Here is a 16,663-nt window from a genome sequence, read left to right as displayed (position 1 = left end):
GCCCGGACCCGAAGGTCCGGACGGCTCTCCTGTGCGTCGGAGCGACGTCGCTTACTGGTACGACTTCACGATCTCGAGCAGGCTCGGAACGTTCGCGTACGCCTCAGCAGCGTTTTCCTTGGTGACGATCACCGGGTCAAGCAGGTAGGCCGGAACGACCTTCGCGCCGTTGTCGTACGACTCGGTGTCGTTGACGTCGACCTCTTCGCCCTTCTGGAGCTGGCCGACCATCTTGATGGCCTGCTCGACGAGGAGCGTGGTGTCCTTGTTGATCGTGGAGTACTGGATGCCCTCCATGATCGACTTCACCGACTCGACCTCGGAGTCCTGTCCGGTGACGACCGGAACGGGCTTGCCGGCCTGCTGCACCGAGGTGATGATGGCGCGAGCAAGGGTGTCGTTCGGCGACAGGACGCCGTCGAGCACCGTGTCGCCGCTGTACGACGAGGTCAGGATCGTGTCCATGCGGTTCTGCGCGTTCTCGGGCAGCCAGCCGTCGGTCGCCGTCTGCGCGATCTCGGTCTGACCCGAGACGACCTTCAGCGTGCCGTCGTCGATCTTCGGCTGCAGGACCTCCATGGCACCGTCGAAGAAGACCGCCGAGTTGGCGTCATCCGGCGAGCCCGAGAAGAGCTCCACGTTGTACGGAGCCTCGTGACCTGCACGCTCGGCGAGACCGTCGAGCAGGGCCTGGCCCTGCAGGTTGCCGACCTTGAAGTTGTCGAACGCGGCGTAGTAATCGACGGCCTCGGTGTTCTCGATGAGACGGTCGTAGGCGATGACGTACGCGCCGGCATCCTTCGCGGCCTGCACCTGCGTGGCCAGCTGCTTGCCGTCCTTCGCGCCGATGATGATGACCTTGGCACCGTTGGTGACCATGGCCTGGATCTGGTTCTGCTGCTCGGCGACCGTGTTGCTCGCAGGAGCGTACTGGACGTCGGCCTTGAAGCCGGCCTCCTCCAGGCCGTCCGTGAACAGCTTGCCCGCGAGGACCCAGTTCTCACTGGTCTTGTCGGGAAGAGCGACACCGATCGTGGAGCCTGCCTCGAAGCCCGCTGCGGCCTCGTCGCCGGATCCCGTGTCGGTTCCGCCGCCACGCTCAGCGGAGCAACCCGTGAGTGCGAAGGCAGCCGTCGCGACGAGCGCTGTCGCTGTGACGATGATCTTCTTCATGTGATCTCTTTCTCTGTGGTGTGACGGACTCGGCGCGCGAGCACTGCGCGTGTGCGTCCGCTTACTTTCCGCTCGTCTTGTCGACGGGTGGGGCTTGGTAGGTCTTGTTGGGTTCGAAGGTCGCGGTCGCCGGATCCTGCTGGCGGGCGGAGCGACGCATCATGAAGCCGATGAGCGACGGGCGACCCTGCTGCTTGTTCCAGACGTCGATGCCCACCGCGAGCAGCAGCACGAGGCCCTTGATCATGGACACGACATCGGAACCCTGACCGAGCAGGGCGAGACCGTTGTTGAGGAAGGCCATCACCAGCCCACCGATGATCGAGCCGACCACGGTGCCGATGCCGCCGGCCACCGCCGCGCCACCGATGAAGACCGACGCGATCGCGTCGAGCTCCCAGCCGGTGCCGTCGTTCGGGCCGGAGGCCTGCGAACGGGCGACGAAGATCATGCCGGCGAGTGCGGCCATCATCGACATGTTCATCATGACGAAGAAGTCGACCCAGCGGTCCTTCACACCCGACAGGCGCGCGGCCTGGCGGTTGCCGCCGACGGCGTAGATGTGGCGGCCGAACACGGTGTTGCGCGTGACGAACGAGTAGATGATGACGAGCGCGAGCAGGATGAGGCCCGGTACGGGGAAGCTGGTGCCCGGGCGGCCGGTCGCGAACATCCAGGCAGCGGCGAGCACGACGACCGAGAGCAGCACGACCTTGACGACGCTCACCCAGACGGGGGCACTGTCGGAGCCCATCTTGTGCTGGATGCGACGGGTGCGGATCTCCCAGAAGACCAGCCACGCCACGGCGAGCAGGGCGAGCAGCATGGTGAGGACGTTGAAGTTCAGCGGCAGGCCGACCTCGGGAAGATATCCCGTGCCGATGACCTGGAAGCCCTTGGGCACCGGGATCGTCTGCGCGTCACCGATCCACTGCTGCGCTCCACGGAAGAACAGCATGCCGGCGAGGGTCACGATGAACGCCGGTACCCCGACATAGGCAACCCAGAATCCTTGCCAGGCGCCCACGAGGGCACCGACGCCGAGTCCGAGGAGGATCGCCAGCGGCCAGGGGAGGTCCCAGTCCGCCATCGCCTTCGCGACGACGATGCCGGTGAACGCGGCCACCGACCCGACCGACAGGTCGATGTGTCCCATGATGATCACCATCACCATGCCGATCGCGAGGATCAGGATGAACGAGTACTGGTTGATGACGTTGATCAGGTTGCCCGACGTCAGCGTCGCACCGTTCGGACCGTTGCGCAGCAGCGTGAGGATCTCGAAGAGCGCGATGATGACGATCAGGCTGCCGAGGATGCCGAACTGGCGCAGCGACGAGGTGCCGTTGCCGCCGAACATCTTGCGAATGTCGCCGAAGTGGAAGCCGCGCTTCGTTGTCGTGAGGTCGGTGGTCATGCGGATGCTTTCTGGTTCGCGGAGGTCATGCTGCGCATGAGTGCCTCGGGTGTCGCCTGGTCGGCCGGGATGCAGTCGGTGACCCGACCTTCGAAGACGGTGTAGATGCGGTCGGAGATGCCGAGCAGTTCGGGCAGCTCGCTCGAGATGACGATGACGCCCTTGCCCTGGGAGGCGAGCTCGTTGATGATCGCGTAGATCTCGTATTTGGCGCCCACGTCGATGCCGCGGGTCGGCTCGTCGAGGATCAGCAGGTCGGGGTCGGTGAACATCCACTTCGCCAGCACGACCTTCTGCTGGTTTCCGCCCGACAGCTTGCCGACGCCCTCTTCCACGCTCGGCGCCTTGATGCGCAGCGCCTTGCGGTAGCGCTCGGCGACCGCGAACTCCTCGCGCTCGTCGACGACGCCGCGACGGGAGATCTTCGACAGCTTCGCCGCCACGACAGAGCGCTTGATGGTGTCGAGCAGGTTCAGACCGAGCACTTTGCGGTCCTCGCTGACGTACGCGAGACCGTGCTTGATGGCCGAGGAGACGTCGGGCATCGATATCTCCTGCCCGTCCTTGAACACCTGACCGCCGAGGAACGTCCCGTAGGAGCGGCCGAAGAGGCTCATCATGAACTCGGTGCGCCCTGCGCCCATGAGACCGGCGATGCCGACCACCTCGCCACGACGGACGTCGAGGTTCGAGCCCTTCACGACCATGCGCTCCGAGACGGTCGGATGCTGGACCCACCAGTCCTTGACCTCGAAGAACACCTCGCCGATCTCGGGGGTGCGGTCGGGGTAGCGGCTCTCGAGCGAACGGCCGACCATGCCGCGGATGATGCGGTCCTCGTTGATCTCCCCGCGGGAGATGTCGAGGGTCTCGACCGTGCGTCCGTCGCGGATGATCGTGATCTCGTCGGCGATCTGCTCGATCTCGTTGAGCTTGTGGCTGATCATGATCGATGAGATCCCCTTGGACTTCAGTCCGAGGATCAGGTCGAGCAGGTGCTGTGAGTCGTTCTCGTTGAGCGCGGCGGTCGGCTCGTCGAGGATCAGCAGCTTGACGTCCTTGTTGAGCGCCTTGGCGATCTCGATGAGCTGCTGCTTGCCGACACCGAGGGTCTTGATCGGCACGTCGGGGTCTTCCTTCAAGCCCACGCGCGCCAGCAGCTCGATCGTGCGCTGACGCTGCGCCTGCCAGTCGATGCGGCCGAAGCTGCGGATCTCGTTGCCGAGGAAGATGTTCTCGGTGATGGAGAGCTCGGGGATCAGCGCCAGTTCCTGGTGGATGATCGCGATTCCGGCCGCTTCGCTGGCCGCGATGTCGCGGTAGCGCTGCTCCTCGCCGTACAACAGGATGTCCCCGTCGTACGAGCCGTAGGGGTACACGCCGGAGAGGACCTTCATCAGGGTCGACTTGCCGGCGCCGTTCTCGCCGCAGATCGCATGGATCTCGCCGGCTCGGACGGTGATGGATACATCCGACAGCGCTTTGACACCCGGGAATTCCTTGGTGATGCTGCGCATCTCCAGGATGGGGCCTGACACGACCGGCAACGTTGCTGTGGTGCTCACAAGATCTTCCTCGCGACGGGCGGTCACCTTCTATGTGACCGTTCACATTGGATTACATAGTCTACGCTCGCCGAAGCCGTGTCAAGACCACAGACGAAATTGTGGCTCTACCGAGGCGCGGAGGATTCCCTCGTGCGCAGCGTGGTCTGCAGCGGCCCGAACTCCGGCACGGCCTCGCCCCGGATCTGCGCGAGCAGGATGCGCACCGCGCGTCGCCCGAGCTCGGGGAAGTCCTGGTGCACCGTGCTGAGCGTGGGCGCCACGTGCGCCGCCACCGGGATGTCGTCGAACCCGACCACGCTCACGTCCTCGGGGACGCGGATGCCCGAGTCCCGGAATCCGTGCATGAGCCCGATCGCCATCTGGTCGTTGGCGACGAAGACGGCGGTGAAATCCCGTCGCCGCGACAGCTCCTGGCCGGCGAAGTACCCGAAGTCCGCGGTCCAGTCGCCGCGGATCGGCGGGAAGGTCGGCAGATCGGCCTCGCGCAGCGCATCGAGGTACCCGCGCATGCGCGACTCCGCCTCGATCCAGTCCTGCGGACCGGCGATGTGGATGATGTCGCTGTGGCCGAGGCCGATGAGGTGCTCCGTCGCGGTGCGTGCGCCGGCGACCTGATCGGCCGACAGGCTCACCCCGTCGGACCCGGACGCCGTCTGCAGCGAGACGAACGGGATGTCCGCCGACATGCCCCGCAGGACGTGGAAGGCGCGTACCTGAGGCGCGAGCACGACGATGCCGTCGACCTGCTCGCGAGCCAGCTGACGCAGCGCGCTGCCGATCGCCTCGGGCGTGGTCGCCGACAGGTTCAGGGTCGAAACCGAGTACCCCTCCTCGCGTGCGGCATCCTCGATGCCGACGATCGACGAGGTGGGCCCGAACTCCCCCACCGTCGCCGACAGGATCCCCAGCATGTTGGACTTGCTCGTCACGAGCGCGCGCGCCGCGAGGTTGGGGCGATAGTCGAGCACCGAGATCGCGTCGAGCACCTTGGCCTTCGTCTCCGGCCGGATGCTGGGGTGATCGTTCAGCACCCGCGAGACGGTCTGGTGCGAGACGCCGGCCAGGCGGGCGACATCACGGATGCTGGGCATCCGGGCGCGCTCAGAGGGGGTCGACATCACAGACCTCCTCGTATGTGCACGGTCACATCCTCACTCATTATGACGGGAAGGCATGCCGAGCGCACCTTTCCGGCCTCCGGGGTCAGGACCAGGCTCGGGACCGGGGCCGAGACCGCGGTCAGGAGATGATGCGGGCGCCCGGAACCGGTCCGTGCACGTGCAGGGTCTCGAGACCGTGGGCGCGCAGCGCGGACTGCACGTCGTGCGCGTCCTCGGGGCCGGCACAGAGCAGAGCGACCGTCGGCCCGGAACCCGACACGATCCCCTGCAGAGCACCGGCGTGGATGCCGTGCAGGATGACGTTCTCGAGATCGGGCCGTTCGTACAGCGCGGCCTCCTGCAGGTCGTTGTAGATGCTCTCGGACAGCAGCTCGGGATCCCCTGACCGCAGCGCCTGCAGCACGGGGGCCGGCACCTCCAGCGACAGCGGCGGGTCGTCGGCGAGGGCCCCCTCGTCGTCACGCAGGGCATCGAGCCTGGCGTACACGACGGGCGTCGAGAGCCCCTCGTCGCTCTGCACGAGCACCCAGTCGAAGCGGCCACGGGCCAGCGCGGGATTCAGCTGGTCGCCTCGACCGGTGCCGACGGCCGTGCCGCCGTGCAGGGCGAACGGCACGTCGGCCCCCAGACGCGCGGCGAGCTCATGCAGCCGCGCGGTCGAGAAGCCGGTTCCCCACAGCGCGTCGCAGGCGACCAGCGCCGCCGCCGCGTCGGCCGATCCCCCGCCCATGCCTCCGGCCACCGGCACGCTCTTGCGGATCTCCAGCGCCACCCCGCCGTCGTACTCGGCCGCGGTCGCCAGCAGCTTGGCCGCGCGCATGGCGAGATTGCGGTCGTCGAGCGGCACCGTGCTCGGATCCTCGAGCCCCGACACCGTGATCGAGAAGTCGTCGGCGTGCCGGGCGATCACGTCCTCGTAGAGCGACACCGCCTGGAACACCGTCGCCAGCGCGTGGTAGCCGTCGTCGTGCCGGCCGCCCACGCCGAGGTAGACGTTGATCTTGCCCGGTGCGCGGACGCGGACCGAATCGACGGGGGCGGCGGTGCTCATCAGGGTCGTCCCGTCACAGCTCCGTGGACGACGCCCACAGGTCGACGTCGATGGAGCCTGCAGCCTCGTCGATGCGCGCGAGCTGCGCGTCGGTGAAGTCGGGACCGTTCACGGCGGCGATGTTCTCGTCGAGCTGCTCGGGACGCGAGGCGCCGACGAGGGCCGAGGCGACGACCGGGTTGCGCAGCGTCCACTGCAGCGCGAGCTGGGCGAGCGACTGCCCGCGTTCCTTCGCGACGTCGTTCAGGGAGCGCAGCGTCTGCACCGCGGCATCCGACAGCGGCGCCTCGGGAAGCGACCCGCGCTTCTGCGCACGCGACGCCGTGCCGTCGCCGAGGTACTTGTCGGTGAGGAGGCCCTGCGCGAGCGGGGTGAAAGCGATCGCGCCGACCCCGGACTGCTCGAGGGTGTCGGTCAGCCCGTCCTCGATCCAGCGGTTGAGGATCGAGTAGGCCGGCTGGTGGATCACGAGCGGGGTGCCGAGCTCGGTCGCGACGGCGACCGCCTCGGCCGTGCGCTCGGCGCTGTACGACGAGATCCCGACGTACAGGGCCTTGCCCTGACGCACGAGCGTGTCGAGGGCGCCGACCGTCTCGGCGATCGGGGTCACCGGGTCGGCGCGGTGCGAGTAGAAGATGTCGACGTGGTCGAGCCCCATGCGGGTCAGCGACTGCTCGGCGCTGGCCAGGATGTACTTGCGGCTCGCGAAGTCGCCGTACGGACCCGGCCACATGTCCCAGCCCGCCTTCGACGAGATGATCAGCTCGTCGCGGTAGGGGCGGAAGTCCTCGGCGAAGATCCTGCCGAAGTTCTTCTCGGCGGAGCCGTAGGGCGGGCCGTAGTTGTTCGCGAGGTCGAAGTGCGTGATGCCGCGGTCGAACGCATGGCGCAGCAGCGCGCGCTGGTCGTCGAGCGGGATGTTGTCGCCGAAGTTCCACCACAGGCCGAGCGAGATGGGCGGCAGGAACAGACCCGACGTGCCCACCTGGCGGTACTCGAACTGCTGGTAGCGGCTCTCGTCGGCCGCATACGGCCGGTGCAGCTCGGGGATGTTCGGGCGGAAGCGGGGAGAGTCGGTCACGGTGCCAGATTAGTCGGTGACGACGGCGTCTTCGATCCGAGCGACCTGCTGCGCAACACGGTGATAGTCCTCGACCGTGAGGTCTTCGCCGCGTGCGGTCGGGGCCACGCCCGCCGCGACCAGCACCTCGGAGGCCGCAGCCGAGCTGCCGAACAGACCGGACAGCGCCTGCCGCAGCATCTTGCGCCGCTGGTTGAACGCGGCATCCACGATCCGGAACGTGCGACGGCGCTCGTCCTCCGTGCCACGCTCGCCCTCCGACCGGTCGAATCCGACGAGGAGGCTGTCGACGTTGGGCACGGGCCAGAAGACCTGACGCGACACGGTGCCGGAGAGCTTCCATTCGCCGTACCAGGCCGCCTTGACGCTCGGTGAGCCGTAGATCTTCGATCCCGGCTTCGCCGCCAGACGCTCGGCGACCTCGGCCTGCACCATCACGACCCCGCGCTTCAGATACGAGAAGTTCTCGAGGAAGTGCAGCAGCACGGGGACCGAGACGTTGTACGGCAGGTTCGCCACGAGCACGGTGGGCTCGCCCGGCAGCTCGATGATGCGCAGCGCGTCGGCGTCGACCACCGTGAGCATCTCGGCAGGGACGCCGTGCTCGACGACGGTCTGCGACAGTCGAGCGGCCAGCCGGTGATCGATCTCGACGGCGGTCACGGACGCCCCGGCCTCGAGGATCGCGAGCGTGAGGGATCCGAGACCCGGGCCGACCTCGACGACCCGCTCCCCCGGCTGCACCCGCGCCGCATGCACGATCTTGCGGACCGTGTTCGCGTCGACGACGAAGTTCTGTCCGAGCTTCTTGGTCGGGGTGACATCGAGCTCGGCGGCGAGTCGGCGGATCTCGGTGGCGCCGAGCAGGGTGACTGTCATCGTCCCATTCTCCCCCACTCCCTCGATGTCCCCCGCCGTCAGTAGTCTTCTGTGATGCCCTCCCTCGGTGAACTGATCGCACCCCGGCGCATGGGCAGGGATTTCCGCTGGCTGCTCGCGTCATCATGGACGAGCAACGTCGGAGACGGTGTCGCCCTCGCGGCCGCTCCCCTGCTCATCGCGTCGATGACGTCGTCGCCGATCCTGGTCGCCGCGGGCGCCATCCTGCAGTTCCTGCCGTGGCTGCTGTTCGGCCTGCACGCCGGGGCGATCGCCGACCGGTTCGACCGTCGACGCCTGGTGATGTTCGCCAACGCCGCGCGGGCCGTGGTGCTCGCAGGGCTCTGCACCTTCCTGCTGACCGGCACGGCGAACATCTGGATCGTGCTCGCGGTCGCCTTCCTGTACGGCACCGCCGAGGTGTTCGTCGACACGGCGGGGAGCACGCTGCTGCCGATGCTCGTGGCACCGTCGGACCTCGGTATCGGCAATGCCCGACTGCAGGCCGGATACCTCGTCGCGAACCAGTTCGCGGGGCCTCCGCTGGGCGCGTTCCTGTTCGCCGCGGGCACGGCCTGGCCCTTCCTGCTCGAGATCCTCTGCGTGCTCCTCGCGGTCGTCCTCATCTCGCGCATGGCGGCGACGCCCGTACCTCCGCGCTCCGCCGGGGAGGGCGAGGGCGAGGGCGAGGGCGCGGGCGAGAGATCGCACGTGCACACCGACATCGGCGAGGGCCTGCGCTGGCTGTGGAAGAACCCTCCGGTGCGGATGCTGGTGCTGATCATCCTCGTCTTCAACGTCACCTGGGCGGCGCCGTGGGGCGTGCTCGTGCTCTACGCCACCGAGCACCTGCACATGGGCGCGATCGGGTACGGCGCCCTCACCACGGCCTCCGCCGTGGGCGGGATCCTCGCCACGCTCTGCTTCGGATGGCTGGAGCGGCATGTGTCGTTCGCGACGCTCATGCGGGTCGTGCTGTCGCTGGAGGTGCTGATGCACCTCGCGTTCGCCCTCACCTCCACAGGGTGGGTCGCGCTCGCGATCATGTTCGTCTTCGGGGCCTACGCCTTCGTCTGGGGCACGATCTCGACCACCGTGCGTCAGCGCCTGGTGCCGGCCGAGCTGCAGGGCAGGTCGCATCGGTCAACATGGTCGGGGTGTTCGGCGGCATGGTGATCGGGCAGGCGCTGGGCGGCGTGATCGCACAGGTGTGGGGGCTCACCGCCCCCTGGTGGTTCGCGTTCGTCGGCGCCGCACTCACTCTTCTGCTGGTCTGGAAGCCGATCTCGCAGATCGTCAGCGCAGCACCGGTCGATCAGTCGCTGAACGAGACTCAGACGAACGAGCCGTAGACCCTCAGCGTGTTCTCGGCGATCTGTGCAGACAGCTCGTCGACCTCGATGCCGAGTTCCGCCGCCATGAAGCGCACGGTGATCGGCACCAGATACGGCGCGTTCGGTCGGCCGCGCAGCGGCGTCGGCGTGAGGAACGGCGCGTCGGTCTCGACGAGGATGCGATCGAGCGGCGTCACCTTCAGTGCGTCCCGCAGGTTCTGCGCGTTCTTGAACGTGACGTTCCCCGCGAACGACAGGTGGTACCCGGCATCCGCGCAGACCCGCGCCATCGCGTCGTCGCCCGAGAAGCAGTGGAACACCGTCCGCTCCGGTGCGCCGACGCGACGCAAGGTCTCGAGCACGGCGTCATGGGCATCCCGGTCGTGGATCTGCATCGCGATGCCGTGCGTCTTCGCGAGCGAGATGTGGGCCTCGAACGACTCGAACTGCGCTCCCCTGCGCTCGGGCTCCGTGCGGAAGAAGTCGAGCCCGGTCTCGCCGATCGCCCGCGTGCGCGGGTGGGCTGCGAGCTCGTCGATCACCGCGATCGCCTCGTCGAGGCCGACCCCGCCGAGGCGCCCGGCCTCGGCATAGGCGGGCGCGTCGTTCGGATGGATCGCCACCGCCGCGAGCACGCGAGGGTCGGATGCCGCGGCCTCGACCGCCCACCGCGACGACTCGATGTCGCCCGAGGCCTGCACCACACCGGCGATGCCGACCGCTTCGGCCCGATCGAGCTGCTCGGTCAGCGACAGCGGCTGGTCGCCGTCGAGGATCTCGAGGTGCGCGTGGTTGTCGTACACGGGCACGGCGAGCGGCTCGGGCGCCGCCGGATACCGGAGGTCCTTACGCCCGTCGCCGTCTCGCTGCTGCACGTAGGTCATGGGGCCAGGCTCAGGCGGTGGTCTCCACGCGCGGGAACAGCGGCGCGAGTGCGTGGACGCTCGTTCCCGGGCGCAGCACCCCCCACGCCCCCGCCTCGCGGATCGGCTGATCCTGCAGACGTCCGAGGCTCTCGGCGGCACCGAGGGCGCTCCAGAGCTTCTCCGTCGACTGCGGCATGACCGGCGAGAGCAGCACGGCGAGCGCACGCAGCCCCTCGGCGCAGGTGTACAGGACGGTGCCGAGGCGACCGCGCTGCCCGTCGTCGCGTGCCAGAGCCCACGGCTCGTTCTCGGTGATGTAGCCGTTCAGGGCATCGACGATCGTCCAGATCGACGAGATGGCCTCGTCGATGCGGAACTGCTCGACCGCGGCATCCGCGTTGGAGGCGGCATCCGCGACGATCTTCTGGATCTCCAGATCACGCGCGGTGTACTCGGCGGCCGTGGGGACAGCTCCGGCGAAGTACTTCTCGATCATCGCGATGGTGCGCGAGGCGAGGTTGCCGAAGCCGTTCGCGAGCTCGGACTGGTAGCGGGCCGACAGATCCTCCCAGGAGAACGAGCCGTCCTGTCCGAAGGCGATCGCCGACAGGAAGTAGTAGCGGTACGCGTCGGAGCCGAAGACGTCGGTGATCTCGGTCGGGGCGATGCCGGTGAGCTTGGACTTCGACATCTTCTCGCCACCCACGAGCAGCCAGCCGTGCGCGAAGACGCCGCGGGGCACCTCGAGCCCTGCGGCCATGAGAAGCGCGGGCCAGATCACCGCGTGGAAGCGCAGGATGTCCTTGCCGACCACGTGGTACGCGGGCCAGCGACGGTCGAACGTCGCCTGGTCGGCGCCGTACCCGACGGCGGTGGCGTAGTTGAGCAGCGCATCGACCCACACGTAGATGACGTGCGACTCGTCCCACGGGAGCGGGATGCCCCAGTCGAACGTGGAGCGCGAGATCGAGAGGTCCTTGAGTCCCTGGCTGACGAAGGAGACGACCTCGTTGCGGGCCGAATCGGGGCGCACGAAATCGGGCTGCGTCCGGTACAGCTCGAGCAGACGGTCCTGGAACTCGCTGAGCTTGAAGAAGTAGTTCTTCTCCTGCAGCAGCTCGAGGGGCTTGGAGTGGATCGCGCAGACCTTGAGCCCCTCGAAGGGGCCGGTCCCGTCGACGATCTCGGACTCCGGCTTGAACTCCTCGCAGCCCACGCAGTAGAGGGCCTCGTACTCGCCCGCATAGATGTACCCGTTGTCATAGAGGCGCTGGAAGAACGTCTGCACGTTCGTCTCGTGGCGCTCCTGGGTGGTGCGGATGAAGTCGTCGTTGGCGACGTCGAGGGTCTCCAGCAGCGGGAACCACGACTCGGTGACGAGCTTGTCGACCCACTCCTGCGGGGTGACGTTGTTCGCCGCCGCCGCCCGCAGCATCTTCTGGCCGTGCTCGTCGGTGCCCGTGAGCATCCACGTGTCGTCGCCGCCCTGGCGGTGCCAGCGCGCGAGCGCGTCGACCGCCACCGACGTGTACCCGTGGCCGATGTGCGGGACATCGGAGGGGTAGTAGATGGGCGTGGTGATGTAGAACGAGTCGCCTGCGGGCATGGGCACAATTCTAGGCGGGATGCCGGGGGGCGTTACGCCGTCGGGAACGGCGCTCACGCCACCGAGACCTGGATGCGATGCCACCCCTGCGCGCCGTCGGGCACGACACCCGCCGGTTCCGAGGTCTGGGTCTCGCCGTCGGCGCTCAGCGCCCGGCACTCGATGGTGTGCATGCCGCTCTCGGCCGCCCACGGCAGGCGCCACTGCACCCAGGTGTCGGGCGAGATCGGCGTCGAGAGCTCGGCGCGACTCCAGGGCCCCTCATCGATGCGCACCTCGACGCCCTCGATGCCGACGTGCTGCTGCCAGGCCATGCCGGCGACGACCGCATCGCCGGCGTCGATCCGCTGCCCAGGTCGGGGCACGTCGATGCGGGACTGCAGCTTCACGGGCCCACGCTCGGACCAGCCGCGGTCCGTCCAGTACGCGGTCGCGCGATCGAACCGGGTGACCTCGAGCTCGGTCACCCACTTCGTCGCGGACACGTAGCCGTAGAGGCCCGGCACCACCATGCGCACCGGGAACCCGTGCTCGATCGGCAGGGGCTCGCCGTTCATCGCCACGGCCAGCAGGGCGTCGCGGTCATCGGTCAGCGCCTCGATCGGCGTCGACGCGGTGAATCCGTCCGACGACCTCGACAGCACCATGTCGGCATCGGGGTCGACCCCCGCCTTCGCGAGCAGCTCGCGCACGGGATGCCCGAGCCATCGGGCGTTGCCGATCAGGTCTCCGCCCACCTCGTTCGAGACGCAGGCGAGCGTCACGTAGGACTCCTGCATCGGCAGCGCGAGGAGTTCGTCCCACGTGATCCGCACCTCGCGCTCGACCATGCCGTGGATGCGCAGCGTCCAGTCCGCGGGGTCCAGGCGCGGCACGATCAGCGCGGTGTCGATGCGGTAGAAATCGGCGTTCGAGGTGACGACCGAGGCGAGTCCGGGCACGCCGAGCTCGGCGCTCGCGGCGACCGCAGGCGCGGGCGTGGTCGGCGCAGGCAGCCGCAGAGCGGTGCGCACCGCGTCGATCGATCGGGTCGCACCCCGCGCGGCATTGCCCACGACGAGGGCCACCACGCCGGTCGCGGCGACGCCGACGGTCCACAGCAGGAACCGTCGGCGCTCCTCGGCGTCGGGGCGGAGATACGGCACGGGACTCAGCCGTCGCACGAGCAGCCGCAGGGCGACCACGGCGACCGCTCCCGCGACGAGCCCGGGAAGCCAGGCGAACGGCCCGGCACCGGGACGGATCATCGCAGCGACCAGCGCCAGCACGCCCAGAGCGGCGAGGATCGTGGCGCCCACTCCCGCGCGCCGCCGCTCGAGGATGCCGGCGAGCGCGGCGACGCCGACGAGGACGATCGCGATCCCTGTGATCAGCGCGAGCTTGTCACCCGTGCCGAACAGGGCGATGGCGGCATCCTTCGCCCAGCTCGGGGCGAGGTCGATCAGACCGCTGCCGATCACCGCGAACGGACTCGCGCTGGGTTCCACGACGGCGGCGACGAGCTCCGCCAGGCCGACCGCGGCGGCCGCCGCGCTCAGCCCGGCGGCCGCCGATCGACGCCGGTCGCCCCGCAGCGTGCGGGTCTCCTCGATCGTGCTCCGGTCGGTCACGCTCCGGTTGGTCATGATCCGAGGGTAACCCCGTCAGAGGGCGTTGCGGCGGGCCACCTCTCCCAGCCATGCCAGCGACGGCTTCGGTGCGCGCTCGAACGTCTCGTGATCGAAGCCGATGAGACCGAAGGTCGGGCGGAATCCGCTGGCCCACTCGTAGTTGTCGAGCGCACTCCAGTGCTGATACGCCTTGACCTCGATGCCGTCCGAGATCGCCCGGTGCAGCCCCTCCAGCGCGCCCTGGGTGTACGCGATGCGCCGGGTGTCGTCCGCGGTCGCGATGCCGTTCTCGGTCACGAGCACCGGCACCCCTCCGCTGCGCTCCCACGCACTGCGCACGCCCATCTCGAGCGCTTCGGGGAAGAACTCCCACCCGGTGAGCGTCGTCTCGACATCGTCCGCGACCGGGCGAGGGCCCTCGGGGCCGATGAAGGTGCGCGTGTACGCCTGCACACCGACGAAGTCGTCTCCCGCGGACTGGTCGAGGTACCAGTGATCGCGAGGGTCGCCGTACTCGGCCAGCATCTCGTCGGCACCGGGCTCGCCGGTGGAGTGGAAGGCCTGCGTCGCGATCGTCCATCCCGCCTGCACGCCCGGGACGGAGTGCAGGATCTCGGATGCCCGGTGGTGCGCGTCGAGCAGGGTGTCGGCCACCGCGAGGTCGGGGTTCGGCAGACCGAACGCGACGAGGTTGGCCGCATCCTCTCCCCCGGCGAGCATCGCCGCGATGTTCGGCTCGTTGATCGTGCAGACGTAGGTCACGCCGTCGAGGATCGGCAGCACCGTCTCGACGTAGCGCGAGAAGAGGTCGACCGCATCATCCGCCCGCCAGAATCCGTCCTTCTGGAACCACTGCGGCACCGTGAAGTGCATCAGGGTCACCGTCGGGTCGAGCCCGTTCTCGCGCGCCGTGTCGATCATCCGCCGGTAGTGGTCGAGCATCGCCCGCGACACGAAGCCGCGCTCGGGCTCGATGCGCGCCCACTCCAGCGAGAAGCGGTACGAGTTCAGTCCGGCATCGGCGAGAAGCCGCATGTCCTCCGGATACCGGTGGAAGTGGTCGGCGGCGTCGCCCGAGGGCTCCACCATCGGGGACCCGGGAGCGTGCTCCATCGTCCACCAGTTGCTGGTCGTGTTGTTCCCCTCCACCTGATGGGCCGCGGTCGCGGCGCCCCAGAGAAAGCCGTCAGGGAATGTGAGCACAGGTGCGCCCCTCTCGTGTTCGTCGGGTGAGGTGTTCGTCGGTGGATGACGGATTATCGGATGCGTGACGGGTTGGGCACGGCATCCAGCAGCTGGACCGTGTACGGGTCCTCGGGATGCTGCAGAACATGGGCGGTCTCGCCCCGCTCCACGACCCGTCCGCTGTTGAGCACCAGGATGTTCTCGGTGACCAGGCGCGCGCTCAGCAGGTCGTGCGTGATGTAGAGCATGCTGATGCCCCACCGCTCACGCAGGTCCTCGAGCAGGGCGAGCACGCCCGCGCGCAGCGACACGTCGAGCATCGAGACGGGCTCGTCGGCGATCAGTACCTGCGGGTCGCTGGCGAGCGCCCGCGCGATGACCACGCGCTGACGCTGACCGCCCGAGAGCTGGTGCGGGAGCTTCGCCGCGAACTGCTCGACCGGTGTCAGTCCCACCGTCTCGAGGAGTTCGAGCATGCGATCCCGTGCTTCCTGTCCCCGGAGCTTCGTGTAGTTGCGGATCGGACGGCTGAGGGCGTACTCGACGGTGTGCAGCGGGTTGAGCGCCGCATACGGGTCCTGGAAGACCATCTGGACGTCCTTGCGGAGATCGCGCAGCCCCTTGCGGCCGAGGCTCGCCACATCGACGTCGCCGAACCGCACGGTGCCGTCGGTGGGCTTCTCGACGCCCGTGATGAGCTTCGCGATCGTCGACTTGCCCGAGCCCGACGCCCCGACGAGGGCGAGCGCCTCACCCGGTTCGAGCCGGAACGACACGTCGTCGACCGCCGTCACCGGCTTCTCGCCGCGGCGGGGTGCGGGGTACCGCTTCGACACGCCCTCGACGACGATCGCGGCATCCGCACGGCGTGTGTCCCGCTGCGACACCGTCGGCACCGTCTCGGTGACGTCGGTGCGCGACCGTCCCTCGCGTCGGCGCGTGCCCAGGTCGACGAAACCGGGGATCGAGATCGACTCGGCCCTCGGGTCGGCGTAGTGGCTGAGCAGCATCTGCGTGTACTCGTCCTGCGGCCTGGTGAGGATGTCGATGCTCGGCGCGTCCTCGACGATCCGTCCCTCGTGCATGACCATGACCCGATCGGTGGCCTCGAGCACGATGCCCAGGTCATGGCTGATCAGGATCGCGGTGAAGTGCTCGGACCGCTGCAGGTCCTTGATCGTGTCCATGACGGCGTGCTGCACGAGCACGTCGAGGGCCGTGGTCGGCTCGTCGAACACCATCAGCTGGGGCTCCAGCGAGAGCGCGAGAGCGATCGAGGTGCGCTGGCGCATTCCCCCGGACAGCTCGCTCGGATACCGCGCGAGCACCGAACGGTCGAGGCCCACCTTGCCGATCAGCTCTTCGGCCCTGGCCTCCCGATCCTTCTGGGGCACGTGTCCGTGGGCGGCGAAGATGTCGCGGAAGTGATTGCCGACCGTTCGCACCGGGTTCAGCGCGTTCATGCCGGACTGCAGCACCATCGCGAACCCGCCCTGACGCTGACGCCGCAGCTCCTCCGCGTTCAGCTCGCGGATGTCGCGACCGTCGAACAGGATGCGGCCGCCGCTGATGCGCGCCGGGGGCTTCTGCAGACGGGTCAGCGCGAAGCCCAGGGTCGACTTGCCCGACCCGGACTCCCCGACGAGCCCGACGAACTCGCCGCGTCGCAGCGAGAACGAGACGCTCTCGACCGCGGTGACCGGCTTCGTGCCCGGCGATGCGTATTCGACCGACAGATCCTGCACGTCGAGCAGGATGCCGCTGTCTTCCAT

At 68.4% G+C, this 16,663-nt stretch carries 12 protein-coding genes and 1 pseudogene; 1 reads left to right on the top strand and 12 read right to left on the bottom strand.

Annotation, left to right across the window (positions count from 1 at the left end):
- Positions 1 to 51 precede the first annotated feature (51 nt).
- The 7 genes from ASD43_RS16080 to rsmA form a co-directional block, all read right to left on the bottom strand.
- A complete protein-coding gene (locus ASD43_RS16080; RefSeq protein ID WP_056420798.1) occupies positions 52 to 1,173 on the bottom strand; it encodes a substrate-binding domain-containing protein in 1,122 nt (373 codons plus the stop codon).
- Between the two features lie 61 nt (positions 1,174 to 1,234).
- Positions 1,235 to 2,590: a multiple monosaccharide ABC transporter permease gene (gene mmsB / locus ASD43_RS16075; RefSeq protein ID WP_056420794.1), complete on the bottom strand. Its 1,356-nt coding sequence runs from the start codon at positions 2,588 to 2,590 to the stop codon at positions 1,235 to 1,237.
- Positions 2,587 to 4,107: a multiple monosaccharide ABC transporter ATP-binding protein gene (mmsA, locus tag ASD43_RS16070; protein WP_056421176.1), complete on the bottom strand. Its 1,521-nt coding sequence runs from the start codon at positions 4,105 to 4,107 to the stop codon at positions 2,587 to 2,589. The genes mmsB and mmsA overlap by 4 nt, the downstream gene beginning before the upstream one ends.
- A 155-nt stretch (positions 4,108 to 4,262) precedes the next feature.
- The gene (locus ASD43_RS16065) at positions 4,263 to 5,276 is read right to left on the bottom strand and encodes a LacI family DNA-binding transcriptional regulator (protein WP_045253557.1); all 1,014 of its coding nucleotides are present in this window, start codon (positions 5,274 to 5,276) and stop codon (positions 4,263 to 4,265) included.
- 121 nt (positions 5,277 to 5,397) lie between these two features.
- Positions 5,398 to 6,330: a 4-(cytidine 5'-diphospho)-2-C-methyl-D-erythritol kinase gene (locus ASD43_RS16060; RefSeq protein ID WP_056420791.1), complete on the bottom strand. Its 933-nt coding sequence runs from the start codon at positions 6,328 to 6,330 to the stop codon at positions 5,398 to 5,400.
- Positions 6,331 to 6,343: 13 nt separating this feature from the next.
- Positions 6,344 to 7,411, bottom strand: coding sequence for an aldo/keto reductase (locus ASD43_RS16055; protein ID WP_056420789.1), 1,068 nt, complete (start codon positions 7,409 to 7,411; stop codon positions 6,344 to 6,346).
- Positions 7,412 to 7,420: 9 nt separating this feature from the next.
- Complete coding sequence (gene rsmA / locus ASD43_RS16050) at positions 7,421 to 8,290, bottom strand: 16S rRNA (adenine(1518)-N(6)/adenine(1519)-N(6))-dimethyltransferase RsmA (protein ID WP_056420787.1); 870 nt, start codon at positions 8,288 to 8,290, stop codon at positions 7,421 to 7,423.
- A gap of 54 nt (positions 8,291 to 8,344) precedes the next feature.
- On the opposite strand from rsmA, the pseudogene ASD43_RS16045 reads away from it, so the two are divergent.
- A pseudogene (locus tag ASD43_RS16045) lies at positions 8,345 to 9,642 on the top strand (MFS transporter).
- Here the strand turns inward: ASD43_RS16045 and ASD43_RS16040 are convergent.
- From ASD43_RS16040 to ASD43_RS16020, 5 genes are read right to left on the bottom strand one after another with little or no spacing between them, the layout of a single operon-like run.
- A complete protein-coding gene (locus ASD43_RS16040) occupies positions 9,624 to 10,508 on the bottom strand; it encodes a TatD family hydrolase (protein ID WP_056420785.1) in 885 nt (294 codons plus the stop codon). The pseudogene ASD43_RS16045 and the gene ASD43_RS16040 sit on opposite strands and share 19 nt — an antisense overlap.
- 10 nt (positions 10,509 to 10,518) lie before the next feature.
- Entirely contained in the window at positions 10,519 to 12,096 is a 1,578-nt protein-coding gene (metG, locus tag ASD43_RS16035; RefSeq protein ID WP_056420772.1) for a methionine--tRNA ligase, read from the bottom strand.
- 53 nt (positions 12,097 to 12,149) lie between these two features.
- Positions 12,150 to 13,721: a molybdopterin-dependent oxidoreductase gene (locus tag ASD43_RS16030; RefSeq protein ID WP_082539503.1), complete on the bottom strand. Its 1,572-nt coding sequence runs from the start codon at positions 13,719 to 13,721 to the stop codon at positions 12,150 to 12,152.
- An 18-nt stretch (positions 13,722 to 13,739) separates the two neighbouring features.
- A complete protein-coding gene (locus ASD43_RS16025; RefSeq protein ID WP_056420769.1) occupies positions 13,740 to 14,909 on the bottom strand; it encodes a glycoside hydrolase family 1 protein in 1,170 nt (389 codons plus the stop codon).
- A gap of 53 nt (positions 14,910 to 14,962) precedes the next feature.
- Complete coding sequence (locus ASD43_RS16020) at positions 14,963 to 16,663, bottom strand: ABC transporter ATP-binding protein (RefSeq protein ID WP_157551099.1); 1,701 nt, start codon at positions 16,661 to 16,663, stop codon at positions 14,963 to 14,965.

The sequence above is a fragment of the Microbacterium sp. Root553 genome, assembly GCF_001426995.1.
Taxonomy (GTDB): domain Bacteria; phylum Actinomycetota; class Actinomycetes; order Actinomycetales; family Microbacteriaceae; genus Microbacterium.
The sequence above is the reverse complement of the archived record's forward strand: the minus strand, read 5'-3'. Positions and strand labels throughout refer to the sequence as shown.